Annotated in this window: 19 protein-coding genes; 12 read left to right on the top strand and 7 right to left on the bottom strand. The window is 73.1% G+C overall.

Annotated features, from left to right (window positions below; translation table 11 throughout):
* The first annotated feature begins 72 nt into the window (after positions 1-72).
* Entirely contained in the window at positions 73-804 is a 732-nt protein-coding gene (locus tag ACZ6H8_RS05550) for a hypothetical protein (RefSeq protein WP_464145289.1), read from the top strand.
* Positions 805-819: 15 nt separating this feature from the next.
* On the opposite strand, the gene ACZ6H8_RS05555 is transcribed toward ACZ6H8_RS05550, so the two are convergent.
* From ACZ6H8_RS05555 to ACZ6H8_RS05570, 4 genes are all read right to left on the bottom strand, one after another.
* Positions 820-987, bottom strand: a complete 168-nt coding sequence (locus ACZ6H8_RS05555; protein WP_464145290.1) for a hypothetical protein — start codon at positions 985-987, stop codon at positions 820-822.
* 146 nt (positions 988-1,133) lie between these two features.
* Entirely contained in the window at positions 1,134-1,736 is a 603-nt protein-coding gene (locus ACZ6H8_RS05560; protein ID WP_464145292.1) for a GNAT family N-acetyltransferase, read from the bottom strand.
* Positions 1,733-3,112, bottom strand: a complete 1,380-nt coding sequence (gene purB, locus ACZ6H8_RS05565) for an adenylosuccinate lyase (RefSeq protein WP_464145295.1) — start codon at positions 3,110-3,112, stop codon at positions 1,733-1,735. The genes ACZ6H8_RS05560 and purB overlap by 4 nt, the downstream gene beginning before the upstream one ends.
* Before the next feature lie 52 nt (positions 3,113-3,164).
* Positions 3,165-3,386, bottom strand: a complete 222-nt coding sequence (locus ACZ6H8_RS05570) for a hypothetical protein (protein WP_464145297.1) — start codon at positions 3,384-3,386, stop codon at positions 3,165-3,167.
* Positions 3,387-3,412: 26 nt separating this feature from the next.
* Here ACZ6H8_RS05570 and ACZ6H8_RS05575 point away from each other — a divergent pair, with 26 nt between their 5' ends.
* On the top strand, positions 3,413-3,952 hold the full coding sequence (locus ACZ6H8_RS05575) for a CGNR zinc finger domain-containing protein (RefSeq protein WP_464145299.1): 540 nt from the start codon (positions 3,413-3,415) through the stop codon (positions 3,950-3,952).
* 23 nt (positions 3,953-3,975) lie between these two features.
* Here the strand turns inward: ACZ6H8_RS05575 and ACZ6H8_RS05580 are convergent, their stop codons facing one another.
* On the bottom strand, positions 3,976-4,494 hold the full coding sequence (locus ACZ6H8_RS05580; protein ID WP_464145324.1) for a low molecular weight protein-tyrosine-phosphatase: 519 nt from the start codon (positions 4,492-4,494) through the stop codon (positions 3,976-3,978).
* A 115-nt stretch (positions 4,495-4,609) separates the two neighbouring features.
* Between ACZ6H8_RS05580 and ACZ6H8_RS05585 the strand changes: the two genes are divergently transcribed.
* Complete coding sequence (locus tag ACZ6H8_RS05585; protein ID WP_464145300.1) at positions 4,610-4,882, top strand: hypothetical protein; 273 nt, start codon at positions 4,610-4,612, stop codon at positions 4,880-4,882.
* On the top strand, positions 4,879-6,333 hold the full coding sequence (locus tag ACZ6H8_RS05590) for a hypothetical protein (protein ID WP_464145301.1): 1,455 nt from the start codon (positions 4,879-4,881) through the stop codon (positions 6,331-6,333). Before ACZ6H8_RS05585 ends, ACZ6H8_RS05590 begins: the two co-directional genes overlap by 4 nt.
* Before the next feature lie 13 nt (positions 6,334-6,346).
* Here ACZ6H8_RS05590 and ACZ6H8_RS05595 read toward each other — a convergent pair whose 3' ends face one another.
* A complete protein-coding gene (locus tag ACZ6H8_RS05595; RefSeq protein WP_464145304.1) occupies positions 6,347-7,294 on the bottom strand; it encodes an NADP-dependent oxidoreductase in 948 nt (315 codons plus the stop codon).
* 143 nt (positions 7,295-7,437) lie between these two features.
* Entirely contained in the window at positions 7,438-7,845 is a 408-nt protein-coding gene (locus tag ACZ6H8_RS05600) for a phage holin family protein (RefSeq protein WP_464145306.1), read from the bottom strand.
* A 108-nt stretch (positions 7,846-7,953) separates the two neighbouring features.
* Here ACZ6H8_RS05600 and ACZ6H8_RS05605 point away from each other — a divergent pair, with 108 nt between their 5' ends.
* The 8 genes from ACZ6H8_RS05605 to ACZ6H8_RS05640 all read left to right on the top strand — a co-directional run.
* Positions 7,954-9,012: a histidinol-phosphate transaminase gene (locus tag ACZ6H8_RS05605; protein ID WP_464145308.1), complete on the top strand. Its 1,059-nt coding sequence runs from the start codon at positions 7,954-7,956 to the stop codon at positions 9,010-9,012.
* A complete protein-coding gene (locus ACZ6H8_RS05610) occupies positions 9,009-10,136 on the top strand; it encodes a thiamine pyrophosphate-dependent enzyme (protein ID WP_464145310.1) in 1,128 nt (375 codons plus the stop codon). Before ACZ6H8_RS05605 ends, ACZ6H8_RS05610 begins: the two co-directional genes overlap by 4 nt.
* A gap of 30 nt (positions 10,137-10,166) precedes the next feature.
* Positions 10,167-11,132: an alpha-ketoacid dehydrogenase subunit beta gene (locus ACZ6H8_RS05615; RefSeq protein ID WP_464145326.1), complete on the top strand. Its 966-nt coding sequence runs from the start codon at positions 10,167-10,169 to the stop codon at positions 11,130-11,132.
* A 7-nt stretch (positions 11,133-11,139) separates the two neighbouring features.
* Entirely contained in the window at positions 11,140-12,468 is a 1,329-nt protein-coding gene (locus tag ACZ6H8_RS05620) for a dihydrolipoamide acetyltransferase family protein (RefSeq protein WP_464145312.1), read from the top strand.
* Positions 12,449-14,026 (top strand): alpha,alpha-trehalase TreF, encoded by a 1,578-nt coding sequence (treF, locus tag ACZ6H8_RS05625; protein WP_464145328.1) that lies wholly within the window; start codon positions 12,449-12,451, stop codon positions 14,024-14,026. Before ACZ6H8_RS05620 ends, treF begins: the two co-directional genes overlap by 20 nt.
* Positions 14,027-14,099: 73 nt before the next feature.
* A complete protein-coding gene (locus ACZ6H8_RS05630; RefSeq protein ID WP_464145314.1) occupies positions 14,100-14,450 on the top strand; it encodes a nuclear transport factor 2 family protein in 351 nt (116 codons plus the stop codon).
* Between the two features lie 72 nt (positions 14,451-14,522).
* Positions 14,523-15,599, top strand: coding sequence for an L-glyceraldehyde 3-phosphate reductase (gene mgrA, locus ACZ6H8_RS05635; protein WP_464145316.1), 1,077 nt, complete (start codon positions 14,523-14,525; stop codon positions 15,597-15,599).
* A gap of 87 nt (positions 15,600-15,686) precedes the next feature.
* On the top strand, positions 15,687-17,089 hold a 1,403-nt coding region (locus ACZ6H8_RS05640), incomplete at its 3' end, for a serine/threonine-protein kinase (RefSeq protein WP_464145317.1).

A 17,089-nucleotide genomic window follows, 5' to 3' on the forward strand; every position in this document is an offset into this window, starting at 1 on the left:
GGGCCCGCGCGCCCAGGCGAGGCTCGGCGCGACCCGAGAGGGATGCGCGCATTCGGTCGGTATCGTGCACGGGTGCCTCACCGTCTCCACCGGCTGCTGCTCGTCATGCCCGTCGCGCTCGCCGCGACGCTCGCGATCGCCGGCTGCGTGGTGACGCCCGCGCCATCGCCGACGGAGACGCCGGCGGCCACGCCCGTCGCATCCGCGACGCCCTCGCCGACGCCCTCTGCGACGCCGACCCCCACGCCGACGGTGCCGCGGGAGGACTCTGCCAACCCCGTGCCGCTCCCCGACTCCACCCCGCCGGGGACGAGCCTCGCCATCGGCGACTCGATGCTCGTGCGGAACGCCACGGGCGTGCTGGAGGAGTCGGAGGCCTGGAGCATCCTGCGCTACACGGTGACGGCGATCGAGCGCGGCGACGACGCGTACCTGCAGGGGATCGACGACGCCGAGGCGTACCAGGGCGGCGGCAGCGTCTGGTACGTCCGCGGACGCGTCGAGGTCGTCGCGCTGTTCGGTCGCGCGATCGACGGCATCGTGGGCGGCACGATCGCAGGCATCCAGTCGGATGGGCAGGGTGCCGCGGGCGTGCTCGACTTCGGCGGGGATGCACCGGGATGCTCGGGCGACTTCATGGTCACGGCCGCCCAGGTGGGCACGGCCGAGGACACCTGCACCGTCGCGCTGGCGCTGCCCGGCACCGAGGTCGTCGGCGCGTACTTCTACGGTGACGGCACGGTGCCGAACGGCGGCTCGAGCACGGACCCGTACTGGGTCGACCCGATCATCTGGCGCGCGTGACTCCAGGCGCTCCGGTCACGAGCTCGGATCCTCCAACCACTGCTCGTGCTCGTCGGCGTGCCCCGCGGTGTCGATCGCACGGATCCATGCCCGGCGCTGGTCGTTCGTGACGGCGGCATCCACCGCTTCGAGGACCACGACCGCATTCGGCCAACGATCGAAGAAGCCCTCGCGACGGAGCATGGCTGGCCATCGACGAGCGCCTCGAGCGCTGCGCGAGACCTCGGTGCGGTGCGCGCCGCGAGATCGGCGCTCCAGTCGTCGAGCGGCGTGCTCATGTTGAGATCCTTCCGGAGGTTCAGGGACGGGAGGAATGGGGCGTCAGCGCGTCAGCGCATGCGCTCCTCGCGCAGCACCCCGTAGACGAGCGCGTCGTGCACGCCACCCGACCAGCGGCGGGCCGAGCGCATGCGCGCCTCGAGCGTGAAGCCGGCCGCCTCGGCCGCGCGCTGCATGCCGACGTTGCCCGAGTAGGTCGCGAGGTCGAGGCGCAGCGCGTCGGTGACGGCGAACAGGTGGTCGGTCCACATGGCGAGCGCCTCGCGGCCGATGCCGCGGCCGCGGGCCGCGTCGTCATAGAGCACGATGCCGATGCGGCGCCAGTCGGTCGCGCGGCTCTCCCAGTACCAGGAGACGCAGCCGAGCACGGCATCGGTGGTGGGATCGGCGATCGCGAGCGACGCGCGCGGCGTGGGCACCTGATCGGCGGGCATCGCCGCGAGCGCGAGGTAGCCGTCGCGCACGCGCACCATGTCGTCGGCCGTCGGGCGCCCGAGGTACGGCCCGTTCGTGTCGTGCCACGTCGCGCGCGGGTCGAGCAGCGAGCGCAGCGGCTCGGCGTCGGCGAGCGCCCAGTCGCGCAGCACGCACCGCTCGCCGGCGATGCGCAGGCGATCCGACCGCTCGGGGCCCCTCGCGATCGGCGGCGTCACGGTGCCAGGTCGGTGAGCTCCGGCGCGAGGCCCACGTACGTCGCAGGCGTGAGCGCCTTCAGGCGATCCTTCGCCGCATCCGAGATGTCGAGGCCGTCGACGAACTCGGCGAGCTCCGCCTGCCCGACGCGGTGCCCGCGCGTGAGGCCCTTGAGCTGTGCGTAGGGGTCGTCGATCGACGACGTGCCCGCGAGCACCTCGGCGCGGATGACGGTCTGGATCGCCTCGGCCAGCACCTCCCAGTTGCCGTCGAGGTCGGCGGCGAGGCGCGCGGGCGCGACGGCGATCTCGCCGAGGCCCGCGCGCAGGTTGTCGAGCGCGAGCAGCGAGTGGCCGAGCGCGACGCCCACGTTGCGCTGCGTCGACGAGTCGGTGAGGTCGCGCTGCAGGCGGCTCGTGACGAGCGTCGCGGCGAGCGACTCGAGCAGCGCGCTCGCGAGCTCGAGGTTGGACTCCGCGTTCTCGAACCGGATGGGGTTGATCTTGTGCGGCATCGTCGACGAGCCCGTCGCACCCTCGACGGGGATCTGCGTGAAGTAGCCCATCATGATGTACGTCCACACGTCGGTGGCGAGGTTGTGCAGGATGCGGCCTGCGTGGCTGATGCGCTGGAAGAGCTCGGCCTGCCAGTCGTGCGACTCGATCTGCGTCGTCAGCGGGTTCCACGTGAGCCCGAGGCCGGCGACGAACTCCTTCGCGAGGCTCGGCCAGTCGGCGTTCGGGTCGGCGACGACGTGCGCCGAGAACGTGCCGGTGGCGCCTGCGAACTTGCCGAGCACCTCGACGTCCTCGATCTGCCCGGCGATGCGCTCGAGACGCCACGCGAACACGGCGATCTCCTTGCCGAGCGTCGTCGGCGTCGCAGGCTGCCCGTGCGTGTGGGCGAGCATCGGCTGGTCGCGGTGCTCGACGGCGAGGCCCGACAGGCGGCCGATGACCTCGCGCAGCGCCGGCATCCACACCTCGTGCACCGCATCGCGGATCGTGAGGGCGTAGGAGAGGTTGTTGACGTCCTCGCTCGTGCACGCGATGTGCGTCGCCTCGGCGAGCGCGTCGAGCCCTTGGCTCGCGAGTCGGTCGCGCACGAGGTACTCGACGGCCTTGACGTCGTGCCGCGTGACGGCCTCCTTCTCGGCGAGCCAGTCGATCTCGGCCTGGCCGAAGCCCGCGGCCCACGCGCGCAGGCTCTCGGCGTCGGCCTCGGCGATCGCAGGCGTGCCGAACAGGCCGCGCTCGGCGCAGAACACGAGCCACTCGACCTCGACGTGCACGCGGGCCCGGTTGAGCGCCGCCTCCGACAGGTGCTCGCCGATCGCGCCGACCTGGCGTCGGTAGCGGCCATCGAGCGGGGAGACGGGCTGCGGGGGAAGCGTCATGACGTCCTCGGGGGTGATCGTGTCGGGCGCGAGCGCGCGGGGACGTGCTCCATCATCCCACCGCGTCGGATGCCGTCGCGGCGACGACGGCGCTCACGGGCTCCGGCACCACGGCGGCGGTGCGGACGAGGTCGACGCGGCGGGCGCCGCACGTGGCGCACCGCACGTAGCGCACGCCGCCCTCGGAGGTGCGATGCAGGGACTCGGTCGTCCAGCCGTGCTCGTGCGTGGCGGCGCGGTGGGCGTCGGGGAGGAGGGAGCGCGTGGCGGTCATGGCGTCGAGCCTGCTGTAATGGCCTTGTGCATCTCAACCCTTACGGCGAGTACGCGGTGCGGCTTGCGGCCTCGCTCGCGAACGACTGGCCGGCCGACCGCGCCGAGATCGTGGCGCGGGCACGCGTGGCCGGCATGACGATGGACTTCACCCCGGCATCCGAAGAGGACCACGCCGCGACGCGACGCGTCGTCGACGACTGGCTCGCGATCGTCGACGCGGCCACCGACGGCGAGCGGGCCGCCCTGCTCAACGCGCAGATGGCATCTGTCGCCGCCTACCCGAGGCTCACCGACCACGACGGCGAGGGCTGGCACCTGCACTACCGCGACGAGCTGCAGACGCTGCCGCACGTGCTGCGCGCCGTCATCGCCGTCGGCACGGCGCTGCACGTCTCGACCCGCGGCATGCACCGCATGGCCAGGTGCGCGGCTGGCCTCGCGCCCGGCGACGCGTGCACGAACGTCGTCGTCGACGTCACGAGGAACGGCACGCAGCGGTACTGCTCGGTGCGGTGCGCCAACCGCGACGGCGTGCGCAGGCATCGCGCCCGCGTGCGCGCCTGACGAGCCCGCGCAGCGGCGCCGGCTCAGGCGCGCTTCGTCGCCGCGAGCACGGGGTGGATCTGGCGGAACAGCCTGCGCGAGGCCGACTCGATCTGCGCGAGCACCGCATCGAACGTCTCGGGCTCGGAGTAGTACGGGTCGGGCACGTCGAGCGTGGCGGGGTCGGCCTCGAAGGCCATGAGCAGACGCACCTTCGAGCGCGCCTCGTCGTCGCGTGCGAGCTGGCGCAGCACGCGCTCCTGCCCGCGGTCGAGCGCGATGACGAGATCGAACCGGTCGAACCACTTGCGCGTGAAGTGCTTCGCGCGGTGGTCGGATGCGGGGTAGCCGCCGCGCGCGAGGGCGGCGATCGTGCGCTCGTCGGCCGTCTCGCCCACGTGGTAGTCGCTGACGCCCGCGCTCGTGACGAGGATGCGGTCGGCGACGCCGTGCTCGGCGGCGAGCCGACGCAGCACCGCCGATGCCATCGGCGACCGGCAGATGTTGCCGGTGCACACGAAGCAGATGCGGAACCGCGATGCGTCGAGGAACGCCCGGTCCATGGTCACGAGGTTCATCATGGCAAGGATCCCGCACAGACGGCGCGGAACCGTCCCCATCCACAGCCAGCGTGCAGGAGGCCGGGGTGCGCCGCGCGTGTCGTGCAGGGTGCCGCGCATGCATCTCGCCACCACGCAGCCAGACGATCCGATCGCCGCCGTGGCGCGCACCGCCGCGCTCGCATCGCTGCAGCGCCTCTCCGACGAGCTCGTGCTCGCGCGCCGCGCGACGCGGTTCGCCCTCGACGCGCTGCCGCGCACGTCGCTCGAGTGGCTCGGCGCGGCGTCGGAGGCGTTCGAGCAGCGCTCGGCGCTGCTGCGCGCCGACGTCGTCGCCTCACGCGACCCGCTCGTGTCGGCCGTCGCCGCCGTCGCGGCGGAGCTGCCGTGAGCGTCACCGCGTGGAGCCCCACGGTCGGGGACGACCTCGCCGCCGCGCTCGACGCCGTCGACGTCGAGCTGGAGCGCGCGCTGCGCATCCTGCGCGGCCGCACGTCGCCGCCGGTCTCGCAGGGCGTCCCGTACGCGCAGGCAGCCGTCGTGCGCGCGATCGCGCTCGCCGACGAGGCAGAGATGGCGTGCGTCGTCGCCCGCGCGCACCTCGCCGACGTGCGCGCGGCCATCGTGTTCGCCGCGTGGGCGTACGGCACCGCCGAGCAGGCTGCGTCCGCAGCCGTCGAGCTCGCGGGCGCCGCCGCCGCGACGGGCCTCGGCACCCTCGTGCTCGGCGGGCTGCTCCTGGGGGCTGCGAGCCTGCCGGTGACGCTGCCCACGATCCTCGTGGGCGCCGGGCTCGCGCAGACGCCCCTCGGCGACCTGCTCGTCGACCTCGCGGCGCAGGCGCTCGCGCCGCTCGCCCCGCTGCTGCCTGCGCTGCTGAACGACCCTGCGTTCGTCGACGCCCTCGCGCTCGCGGTCGAGTCGGTCGACGAGGCGCTCGCCGGCCTCGCCGGCCTCGGGGTCACGAATCCGCTGCTGCCGTTCGTCTCGCAGCTCGCAGGCGACGAGGAGGGCCTCGCCACGGGTGCGGGCGTCGCGCTCGCGATCGCGCTCCTCGTCACCGGCAACGCTCCGCGCCCACCTGGCGCCGTGCCGACGCGTGCGGAGCCGACGGCGACGCCCCCTGCCGTGCAGCCGCCCGTCGACTCCTACTCGAGCGCGTTCGAGCGTCTCTCCGCCGACGGGCCCGTCGTCGAGGTGCAGCGCTACGAGCAGCCCGACGGCACGATCGTGTGGCAGGTGCTCGCGCGCGGCACGGCCTCGTTCGCCATCGACGACCCGACGACGGCGTACGACCTCACGGCCAACATCGAGAACGCCGCCAACACGGGGGAGGGGCCGCTCGTGGGCAGCGCGGCCGCGATCGAGCAGGCGCTCGTGGCAGCCGGAGCCGACTCGGGCGACGTCATCCAGATGTTCGGGTACTCGCAGGGCGGCGCGGCCGTGGCAGCGGCTGCCGCGCACGGCCGCTTCCAGGTCGACGCGGTCGTCACGTTCGGCGCACCGGTGGGTGCGACGCCCGTGCCGCCAGGCACCACCGCCGTCGCCGTGCAGCACGACTCCGACCTCGTCGCCGCGCTCGGCGGCATGCACGGCGGCGACCGCGTCGTGCTCGAGGCCTCGCCCGACCTCGCAGCGATCGAGACCGACCGCTACGACCCCGCAGGGCAGCCGCTCGCCGAGGTCACCGCAGGCGGCCACCATCCCGAGGCGTACGCCGACACCGCAGCGCACCTCGACACCTCCGGCGACGACCTCGCGCTCGCGGTCTGGAGCGAGGTCGCCGCCGCGACCGACGGCGCCGAGTCGGCAGGCGCCATCGGCTTCACCGTCGAGCGGTGAGCGCGACTCGGGGTCAGTCGGAGACGTGGATGACGAGCTTGCCGCGCGTCGTGCCCGACTGGCTCTGCTCGAAGGCGCCTGCGACGTCCGACAGCGGGAAGGAGCCCGCGATCTCGACGTCGACCTCGCCGCCAGCGACGCGCTGCGCGAGCGCCTCGAGGCGGGGGCCGTCCGGGCGCACCCACACCCAGCGCCCGCCGTGCTCGTCTGCGGCGTGGTCGGCGATCGAGGCGTGCCTGCCGCCCTCGCGCAGCACCGCGAGCGTCTGCTCCATGACGCCGCCGACGAGGTCGACGACCGCGTCGACGCCCTCGGGCGCCAGCGCGCGGACCGCGTCGACGAGGCCGTCGCCGTACGCGACGGGCTCCGCACCCAGCGCGCGCAGTCGGTCGTGGCCCGAGGGGGATCCCGTCGCGATCACACGGGCGCCGCGCAGCCGCGCGAGCTGCACCGCGAGCGTGCCGACGCCACCGGAGGCGCCGTGCACGAGCACCGTGTCGCCGTCGCCGGCCTCGACGGCGTCGAGCACGCGCTCGGCCGTGAGCCCCGCGAGCGGCAGCGCACCCGCCGCGTCCCACGAGAGCTCCGCGGGCTTGCGGGCCACGTCGACGACCCGCACGGTGACGAGCTCGGCGAACGTCCCCTGCTGCACCCAGTCCTTGCGGGCGTACGACAGCACCTCGTCGCCGACGGCGAGCTCGGGCACGTCGGGGCCGAGCGCGTCGACGACCCCGGCGACGTCCCAGCCGGGCACGATGGGCGTCACGTGCGGCATGAGGCCGCGCAGCCCGCCCGAGAGCACCTTCCAGTCGACGGGGTTCACGCCGGCGCGCCGCACGCGGATGCGCACCTCGCCGGGCCCGGGCGTCGGGGCCGCCACGTCGCGAAGGTGCAGCTGGTCGGTGCCGCCGAAGTCGTCGTAGACGACGGCCTGCATCGTGGGGGTCTCGGAGTCGCTCATGCCTGCATCCAACGACCGAGGCGGCGTGGAATTCCAGCCCTTGCGGCGCGGGAGCCGCGCCGCTCGCGCGGTCAGGCCCTGGTGCGCGATCAGGCCCTGTTCCGAGATCAGGCCCCGTTCCGAGATCAGGCCCCGTTCCGAGATCAGGCCCTGTCGCGCTTGCGGTCCTTGCGCCACAGCGGACGCGTGAGCACGGTGACGAGCCACGTGCCGAACGAGATGAGGATCGCGCTGACGAAGCCCCACCAGAAGCCGTCGAGCCGGAGGCCGAAGCCCGCGGCCTCCGACAGCCAGTGCACGCACATGAGCAGCAGCGCGTTCACGAACAGCGCCGCGATGCCGAGCGTCAGCAGGTAGATCGGGAAGGCGACGATGCGGATGAGGTTGCCGACCGTCGCGTTGATGACGCCGAAGACGACGGCGACGAGCAGCAGGGTCGACACCTCGCCCCAGGCACCCGGCTCCCACGGCACGATGTGGATGCCGGGGACGATGAGCGTGACGATCCAGATCGCGAGGGCGGTGCCCGCGAGCCGCAGCAGGAAGCGCATGCGCCCATCATCGCACCGCCACCTCCGCGAGGCGGGCGAGGCGGGTGACGTGGCGCGACCGGTGACGGACATGCGCGCGATGCACGCCCCTCCCCATACGCTGGGACCGTGCCTGTGCGACTGCGAGATGCCATCCGGGCGATCCCGGCCTACAAGCAGGGGCGACCCGCGCCCGAGGGTGGCTTCAAGCTCTCGAGCAACGAGAACCCCTTCCCGCCCCTGCCGTCGGTCGTCGACGCCATCGTCGAGCAGGTCGCGACCGTCAACCGCTATCCGGCTGCCGGCGCACCGTCGCTCGTCGCGGCGCTCGCGGCCAAGCACGGCGTCGCACCCGAGCGCGTGATGGTCTCCGACGGCTCGGTGTCGGGCATCATGCAGCTCGTCTCCGCCGTCGCGGGCCCCGGCGACGAGGTCGTCTTCGCGTGGCGCTCGTTCGAGGCCTACCCGCTGCTCGTGCAGGTCTCGGGTGCCACGCCCGTCATGGTGCCGCTCACCGACGCCGCCGAGCACGACCTCGACGCCATGGCGGCGGCGATCACCGAGCGCACGCGCGCCGTGTTCGTCTGCAGCCCCAACAACCCCACGGGCCCGATCGTGACGCAGGAGGCGTGGGACGCCTTCATCGCGAAGGTGCCCTCCGACGTGCTCGTCATGCTCGACGAGGCGTACGTCGAGTTCGTGCGCGTGCCGACCGTCGACGGCCTCGCAGCGCAGGCGAGCCACGACAACGTCGTGATCCTGCGCACGTTCTCGAAGGCGTACGGCCTCGCGGGGCTGCGCGTGGGCTACGCCATCGGCGATCCGACCATCATCGGTGCCGCGTCGCTCGCCGGCATCCCCCTGTCGGTCACGGGGCTCGCGACCTCGGCCGCGATCGCGAGCATCGAGGCCGAGGGCGAGCTGCTCGCCCGCGTCGAGCAGCTCGCCGACGATCGCGACGCGCTGCAGCGCCGACTGGCCGACGAGGGGCTGTCCGTGCCGCAGGCGCACGGCAACTTCCTGTGGGTGGCGGCGACGCCGCAGCAGGCGGGCCCCATCGCCGAGATCCTCGAGTCGGTGCGGATCGTGGCGCGGCAGTTCCCGGACGGCGTGCGCATCACGGTCGCGGAGCGGGAGGCGCACGACGGCATCGTCGAGGCCATCCGCCGCATCCGGGAGCTCGCATGACCCTGCTGGCGGACTCCGACGTCGCCGAGCCGCTGCGGCTGCTCGACGCCGACGGCGCGCTCGTGCTGGAGGCGGCCACCGAGCGATGGCATGCGCTCGCCGACGAGCTCTCGACCGACGATCGCATCGCGATGCATCGAGCGATGGTGCACACGCGCGCCGTCGACATGGAGGCGCGCAACCTGCAGCGTCAGGGCAAGCTGGGCCTGTGGGTGCCGTCGGTCGGCCAGGAGGGCGGCCAGGTCGGCATGGCGTTCGCGATGCGCGAGCAGGACACCGTCTTCCCGTCGTATCGCGAGCATGTGATCGCCCACGTGCGCGGCGTCGAGTGGTCGCAGATCATCGACGTGTTCCGCGGCGCGAAGCACGGCGGATGGGATCCGGCGCGCACGCGCGGGTGCCGCCTCTACTCGCTCGTCATCGCGACGCAGGCGCTGCACGCGACCGGCTACGCGATGGGCGCGACGATGGACGGCACCGTCGGCACGGGCGACGTGACCCGCGACGAGGCGGTGCTCGTCTGCTACGGCGACGGCGCCTCGAGCCAGGGCGACGCGAGCGAGGGCCTCGTGTTCTCGAAGACGTTCGACGCGCCGCTCGTGACGTACATGCAGGACAACAAGTGGGCGATCTCGGTGCCCTCGCGCGTGCAGTCGCGCACGCCGCTGCACCAGCGGGCTGCGGGCTTCGGGCATCGTGCGCACTGGATCGACGGCAACGACCCGCTCATCGCGTTCGCGGTCGGCCGTGCCGAGCTCGACGCTGCGCGCGCCGGCGAGGGCCCCGGCTACATCGCCGCCGACACGTACCGCATGGGTGCGCACACCACGAGCGACGACCCCACCCGCTACCGCACGAGCGAGGAGGAGGCGTCGTGGCAGCGCCGCGACCCCATCGCCCGTCTCGCTGCCCACCTGCGCGGGCAGGGCGTCGACGATGCGCTGCTGACGTCGATCGACGAGGAGGCCGCCGACGTCGCCGCCGACGTGCGCAGGCGCACGCTCGAGGCGCCGTCGCCGGCGAGCGACGTCATCTTCGACCACGTCTACACGGATCCGCACGCTCCGCTGGCGCAGCAGAAGCTCGCGCTGTCGGAGTTCGAGTCGTCGTTCGGGGAGGACTGACCCGTGACGCAGACCACCCAGCCGACGCAGATGCCCATCGCGAAGGCGCTCACCGCAGGCATGCGCGCCGCGATGGCCGCCGACGACAAGGTCGTGCTGCTGGGCGAGGACATCGGCCCGCTCGGCGGCGTGTTCCGCGTCACCGACGGCCTGCAGGCCGAGTTCGGTGCGCATCGCGTCATCGACACCCCGCTGGCGGAGTCGGGCATCGTCGGCTCCGCGATCGGCCTCGCGATGCGCGGCTACCGGCCGGTGTGCGAGATCCAGTTCGACGGCTTCGTCTACCCGGCGTTCGACCAGATCGTGTCGCAGCTGGCGAAGCTCACGTCGCGGCACCTGGGCACCCAGTCGTTCCCCGTCGTCATCCGCATCCCCTACGGCGGTCACATCGGCGCGGTCGAGCACCACCAGGAGAGCCCCGAGGCGTACTTCGCGCACACGGCGGGACTCAGGGTCGTGAGCCCGTCGACGGCGAACGACGCGTACTGGATGATCCAGCAGGCGATCCAGGGCAACGACCCGGTGATCTTCATGGAGCCGAAGGCGAAGTACTGGGCGAAGGGCGAGGTCGACACGTCGGCGGCGCCGAGCCCGCTGCACCGCTCCGTCGTCGCACGCGAGGGCTCCGACGTGACGCTCGTGGGCCACGGCGCCATGGTGCACGTGCTGCTGCAGGCCGCGCAGATCGCCGAGGGCGAGGGCACGAGCTGCGAGGTCATCGACCTGCGGTCGCTGTCGCCCATCGACTTCGGTCCCATCGTCGCGTCGGCGCAGCGCACGGGCCGCGTCGTCGTGGCGCAGGAGGCGCCAGGACACGTCTCCGTCGGCTCGGAGGTCGCCGCGACGATCCACGAGCGCGCGTTCTACTCGCTCGAGGCGCCCGTGCTGCGCGTGTCGGGCTTCGACGCCCCGTTCCCGCCGGCCGCGCTCGAGGCCGTCTACCTGCCCGACGCCGATCGCGTGCTCGACGCCGTCGACCGCGTGCTGGCCTACTGATGGAGGCATGATGCAGGAGTTCCGACTGCCGGATCCCGGCGAGGGCCTGACCGAGGCCGACATCGTGGCCTGGAAGGTCGCCGTGGGCGACGAGGTCGCCGTCAACGACGTCATCCTCGAGATCGAGACGGCGAAGTCGCTCGTCGAGCTGCCGAGCCCGTTCGCGGGCCGCGTGGAGGCGCTGCTGGCGGAACCTGGCGACACCGTCGAGGTGGGTGCGCCGATCATCCGCATCGCCGACGCCGCCGACGTCGAGGCCGCGTCGGCACCCGTCGACCCGTCGGCGCTCGAGACGAGCGAGGCCGTCGCCGACGCGCACGCGTCGATCACCCACGACGAGCCCGGCGCCGTGCTCGTGGGCTACGGCGTGCGCGGCGACGCGCAGACCCGCCGTCGCAAGCCGCGCACGATCGAGCAGCCGCCGGCGCGCACCGAGCCTGCGCGTCCCGCGTCGGTGCCCGCGGCATCCGCGTCGCCCATCATCGCCAAGCCCCCGATCCGCAAGCTCGCGCGCGACCTGGGCGTCGACCTCGCCGCGCTCGTCGGCACGGGGCTCGCGGGCGAGGTGACGCGCGACGACGTCGTGCGCGCCGCCGAGCAGGCGAGCGTCTTCAAGAACCTCGAGACGCCTGCCGCGTACGAGGGCGGACGCGAGGAGCGCATCCCCGTGAAGGGCGTGCGCAAGGCGATCGCGGCGGCGATGGTCGAGTCGGCGTACTCGGCGCCGCACGTGAGCGTCTTCGTCGACGTCGACGCGACGCGCACGATGGAGTTCGTGCAGCGGCTCAAGCAGTCGACCGACTTCGCGGGCGTGAAGCTGTCGCCCATGCTCATCGTGGCGCGCGCCGTGCTGTGGGCTGCGCGCCGCAACCCGCGCGTGAACTCCACGTTCACGGGCGACGAGCTCGTCGTGCACCACTACGTGAACCTCGGCATCGCGGCGGCGACGCCGCGCGGCCTGCTCGTGCCGAACGTGAAGGATGCGCAGCACATGTCGCTGCTCGAGCTCGCGAAGGCGCTCGAGCAGCTCACCGTGACGGCGCGCGACGGCAAGACGCCGCCCGCCGACCTGCGTGGCGGCACGATCACGATCTCGAACATCGGCGTGTTCGGCATGGACACTGCCACGCCGATCCTCAACCCCGGCGAGACGGGCATCATCGCGCTGGGCACGATCAAGCAGAAGCCGTGGGTCGTCGACGGCGAGGTGCGCCCCCGCTACGTCACGACGGTGGGCGGCTCGTTCGATCACCGCGCGATCGACGGCGACATCATCTCGCGCTTCGTCGCCGACGTCGCGTCGGTGCTCGAGGAGCCTGCGCTGCTGCTCGACTGAGCGCGCGAGCCCCACGCCGGCCGACGCCGACCCACGCCAGGAGGCATCGATGCCCGCAGACACCCTCTCGCCCGCCGACCGCTACCAGGAGCTGTTCCTGGCGGTGCAGACGAGCGAGGTCTTCCCCGACTCGAAGACGTTCGTCGACTGCGTGCCGCTCGAGGATCCCGAGCAGATCCTGCGCGACTACCGCAGGCATCGACATGACGAGGGCTTCGACCTCGCGCGGTTCGTCGCGGAGCGCTTCGACGAGCCCGTCGAGGCGCACAGCACGTTCGAGCCGCACGCATCCGACGACCTCGCGACGCACATCGAGCGGCTGTGGGATCCGCTGACGCATGCGATGACGCCGCGCAGGCTCGGCTCGCTCATCGACGTGCCGAAGCCGTATCCCGTGCCCGGTGGTCGCTTCCGCGAGCTGTACTACTGGGACACGTACTTCTCGATGCTCGGGCTCGCCGCGAGCGGCCGCCACGAGGCGATCCGCGACGCGCTCGCATCGTTCGCGTCGCTCATCGAGCGCTACGGCCACGTGCCCAACGGCAACCGCACCTACTACCTGACGCGGTCGCAGCCGCCGATGCTCGCGTGCATGGTCGAGCTCGCCGAGACGGTGGGCGCCGCGGATCCGCTCGACATGCTGCACGCGCTGCGACGGGAGCACACCTGGTGGGTCGACGGCGCCGATGCGCTGCGGCCGGGGGAGACGCATCGCCACTGCGTCGCGATGCCGGACGGCGCGGTGCTGCAGCGCTACTGGGACGACCGCGACACGCCGCGCGAGGAGTCGTACCGCGAGGACGTCGCGACGGCGCGCGCCTCCGACCGTCCCGCGCACGACGTGTACCGCGACCTGCGCGCGGGGGCTGCGTCGGGGTGGGACTTCTCGTCGCGGTGGAACGACGAGCCCGGCGATCTCGCGACGATCCGCACGACGTCGATCGTGCCGGTCGACCTCAACGCGTTCCTGCTCGTGCTCGAGCGGCTGCTGGCGCGGCTGAGCGAGGCCGACGGCGACGTCACCTCCGCGCGGTCGTTCGCGGAGGCTGCGGATGCGCGGGCGGCGGCGATCGATCGGTGGCTCTGGAACGACGAGGACGGCGTCTACCTCGACCACGACCTGCAGCTGGGCGCGCAGCGGGCCTCGGTGAACGGCGCGTGCGTCGCACCGCTGTTCGTCGGCTGCGCGAGCGACGACCAGGCACGTCGCACCGAGGAGGCCGTGCGGGCGCGACTGCTGCGGTCGGGCGGCTTCGGCACGAGCGAGCATGAGACGGGCGATCAGTGGGATCGTCCGAACGGCTGGGCGCCGCTGCAGTGGCTCGCGATCGCGGGCTTCCGTCGCTACGACCTGCCGCTGGGCGACGAGATCGCGACGCGGTGGCTCGCGACGGTGCAGTCGGTCTTCGACCGCGAGCACAAGCTCATCGAGAAGTACGAGATCGTCGGCGACGCGGGCGGCATCGGCGGCGGCGGCGAGTACGAGCTGCAGGACGGCTTCGGCTGGACGAACGGCGTGACGGCTGCGCTGCTGGCCGAGCGCTCGGCGACGGCGTGATGCGTCGCACCCGTGCGACGCCGCGGCGCGCGACCGATGCCGCTCGATGCGCTCGGCACAGGGAGGCGATGCGATGACGCGCGCGGAGGACTTCGTGCAGCGCTACGTCGAGGCGTGGCGCACCGAGGATGACGACGTGCTGCGCAGCGCGTTCGCAGATGACGCGATCTACCGCGGCTACCCCTCCGACGACGAGCCGGCGATCGGCATCGAGGCCATCGTGCGCATGTGGCACGAGGAGGCGGATGCGCCGGGATCGTGGACGTTCGAGTGGCACACCGTCGCCGAGCAGGGCGACGTCGCCGTCATCCAGGGCGTCACGACGTACCTCGAGGGCGCGACCTACGACAACCTCTGGGTCGTGCGGCTCGACGAGCTCGGCCGCGCCTGCGACTTCACCGAGTGGTACGTGCGGCGCGACTGAGCGGGCGCAACCGCTGCGCCAGGAGCGCAACCGGCCCCCGCGACGCCCCCTCGCCTCGCTAGGGTCGGATGGATGAGCGACGACGCACCCCGCTGGAACCCCGACACCTACGAGCTGCACCGCCCCTACCAGGCGTCACCGGACCGCTATCGCGGCGCCGAGTACCGCCAGGTGGGCACCTCGGGGCTGTACCTGCCACCGATCTCGTTGGGTCTGTGGTGGAACTTCGGCGACAACATCCCGTTCGACGACCAGCGCGCCCTGCTGCGGCACGCGTTCGACCGTGGCATCACCCACTTCGACCTCGCCAACAACTACGGCCCGCCTCCCGGCTCCGCCGAGACGAACTTCGGCCGCATGCTGCGCGAGGACCTCGGCCGCTACCGCGACGAGCTCATCATCTCGTCGAAGGCCGGCTACCCCATGTGGCCCGGCCCGTACGGCTCGTGGGGTTCGCGCAAGTACATCCTCGCGAGCGCCGAGCAGTCGCTGACCCGCATGGGCATCGACCACGTCGACGTCTTCTACTCGCACCGCGCCGACCCCGTCACCCCGCTCGAGGAGACCATCGGGGCGCTCGACACGCTCGTGCGGCAGGGCAAGGCGCTCTACGTCGGCATCTCGTCGTACTCGGCAGAGCGCACGAGCGAGGCGAAGGCCATCGCCGACCGTCTCGGCACGCCCCTCGTCATCCACCAGCCCGCCTACTCCATGCTCAACCGCTGGGTCGAGGATGGGCTCACGGATGCGCTGCGTGGCACCGGCATGGGCGCCATCGCCTTCACGCCGCTCGCGCAGGGCCTGCTCACGGGCAAGTACCTGGGCGACGGCACCGCCGAGCGGCGCATGCAGCGCGGCTCGCTCTCGCAGGAGCCGCTGCCGGAGGAGACGGTGCGCATCCTCAACACCGTCAACGACCTCGCGAAGGAGCGCGGGCAGTCGCTCGCGCAGCTCGCGCTGCAGTGGGTGCTGCGCGACGACGTCGTGGCCTCCGCCCTCATCGGCGCCTCGCGTGCCGAGCAGATCGACGAGAACCTCGCCGCGCTCGAGGCGCCTGCCCTGACGGCAGAGGAGCTCGCCCGCATCGACGAGCTCGTCGAGGGCGTCGACGTGGGTCTCAAGGTGTGGCAGGAGTCCGCGAAGCGGTAGCAGACACGTCCGCCGCCTCCGCGCAACCGGGGGCGGCGTGCGCGTGCCACGCCTATGCTCGGCGCGGGGCACGAGGAGGACTCGCCGATGGACATGCGCGACGCGTCGCATCCGCTCGCGCCGGGAGCGCTGCTCGCCGACCGCTACCTGGTGGGCGAGCGCATCGGCCGCGGCGGCTCGGCGACCGTGCACCGCGCGCGCGACGAGGTGCTCGGCCGCGACGTCGCGCTGAAGGTCGTCGCGGGTGCGGGCTCCGACGCCGCCACGCGCGAGCGGGAGCGCCTCGAGATCGACCTGCTCGCGACGCTCAGCCATCGCGCGCTCGTCACGATCTACGACGCCGTGCCGCTGACGTCCGACGGCCTCGACGCCATCGTGCTCGTCATGGAGCTCGTCGACGGGCCCACCCTCGGCCAGCGACGGGCGGATGGGCCCATCGCCGACGCCGAGCTGCTGCGTCTCGCGCAGGACCTCGCCGAGGCCCTCGCCGTCGTGCACGCCGCAGGCGTCGTGCACCGCGACGTGAAGCCCTCCAACATCCTGCTCGCGCCATCGTCACTGCCAGAGCACGAGTTCGACGCGCGGCTGGCGGACTTCGGCATCGCCGCAGTCGACGGCGGCGATCGCATCACCGCGACCGGCGCCGTGCTGGGCACGGCCGCCTACCTGAGCCCGGAGCAGGCGACCGGCGGCGACGTCGGGCCGTCCGCAGACGTCTACGCGCTGGGCCTCGTGCTGCTCGAGACGATCACGGGCGAGCGCACGTTCCCGGGGCCCGCGATCGAGGCGCTCACGGCGCGCATGCTGCGCGACCCCGTGATCCCGCCGACGGTCGACGAGCGGTGGGCGGCGCTGCTGCGCGCCATGACGTCGCGTGATCCGAACGCGCGCCCCACGACCGATGCGCTGCGCACGCAGCTCGCCGCGCTCGCGACCGACCGCGTGCCGACGCGCGTCGTCCCGATCGCCGGCTCGGACGTGGCGACGACCACCGGCGTCACCGCGGCGCTGCCGCTGCCCACCGGCCAGACGGCCGCGCTCGGAGCGGGCGCCGCTGCGGGTGTCGCGACGGCTCATGCGACCGTGCCCGACCTCGCCCGGCCGCTCGAGGGCGACTCGCCGACGGGCGTGCTTCCCGTCGTCGACGCCGACGGCGTCGACCCCGCGGCCCGCCGTCGACGCCGCATCCTCGTCGGCGCGCTCGTGGGGGCGGCCGCGGTCGTCGTCGTCGCGCTCGGGGTCGTGGCGCTGCAGGCGCTCCCCGGCGGCGATCCCACCCCGAGCGCGCCCGCAGACGTCGCCGAGGTGCCGACGGATGCCCCCGCGTCACCCTCGTCGACGCCGTCCGAGCCGGCGTCGCCCTCGCCGGCCCCGACGCTCGACCCGTCGCCCTCCACCGACCCGACGCCGACCGAGACGACCCCCGCGACGAGCGAGCCCGCACCGCAGCCGACGCAGCAGCCGACGCAGGAGCCCACGCAGCCGCCCAC

The sequence above is a fragment of the Agrococcus sp. AC640b genome (assembly GCF_979255995.1).

What these genes read in the sequence shown, in the direction of transcription:
- ACZ6H8_RS05555 (WP_464145290.1), bottom strand. Translation starts at nt 987, where the DNA reads ATGCTCCGTCGCGAGGGCTTCTTCGATCGTTGGCCGAATGCGGTCGTG.
- purB (WP_464145295.1), bottom strand. Translation starts at nt 3,112, where the DNA reads ATGACGCTTCCCCCGCAGCCCGTCTCCCCGCTCGATGGCCGCTACCGA.
- ACZ6H8_RS05570 (WP_464145297.1), bottom strand. Translation starts at nt 3,386, where the DNA reads ATGACCGCCACGCGCTCCCTCCTCCCCGACGCCCACCGCGCCGCCACG.
- ACZ6H8_RS05580 (WP_464145324.1), bottom strand. Translation starts at nt 4,494, where the DNA reads ATGGACCGGGCGTTCCTCGACGCATCGCGGTTCCGCATCTGCTTCGTG.
- ACZ6H8_RS05585 (WP_464145300.1), top strand. Translation starts at nt 4,610, where the DNA reads ATGCATCTCGCCACCACGCAGCCAGACGATCCGATCGCCGCCGTGGCG.
- ACZ6H8_RS05595 (WP_464145304.1), bottom strand. Translation starts at nt 7,294, where the DNA reads ATGAGCGACTCCGAGACCCCCACGATGCAGGCCGTCGTCTACGACGAC.
- ACZ6H8_RS05600 (WP_464145306.1), bottom strand. Translation starts at nt 7,845, where the DNA reads ATGCGCTTCCTGCTGCGGCTCGCGGGCACCGCCCTCGCGATCTGGATC.
- ACZ6H8_RS05610 (WP_464145310.1), top strand. Translation starts at nt 9,009, where the DNA reads ATGACCCTGCTGGCGGACTCCGACGTCGCCGAGCCGCTGCGGCTGCTC.
- ACZ6H8_RS05615 (WP_464145326.1), top strand. Translation starts at nt 10,167, where the DNA reads ATGCCCATCGCGAAGGCGCTCACCGCAGGCATGCGCGCCGCGATGGCC.
- ACZ6H8_RS05620 (WP_464145312.1), top strand. Translation starts at nt 11,140, where the DNA reads ATGATGCAGGAGTTCCGACTGCCGGATCCCGGCGAGGGCCTGACCGAG.
- ACZ6H8_RS05630 (WP_464145314.1), top strand. Translation starts at nt 14,100, where the DNA reads ATGACGCGCGCGGAGGACTTCGTGCAGCGCTACGTCGAGGCGTGGCGC.
- mgrA (WP_464145316.1), top strand. Translation starts at nt 14,523, where the DNA reads ATGAGCGACGACGCACCCCGCTGGAACCCCGACACCTACGAGCTGCAC.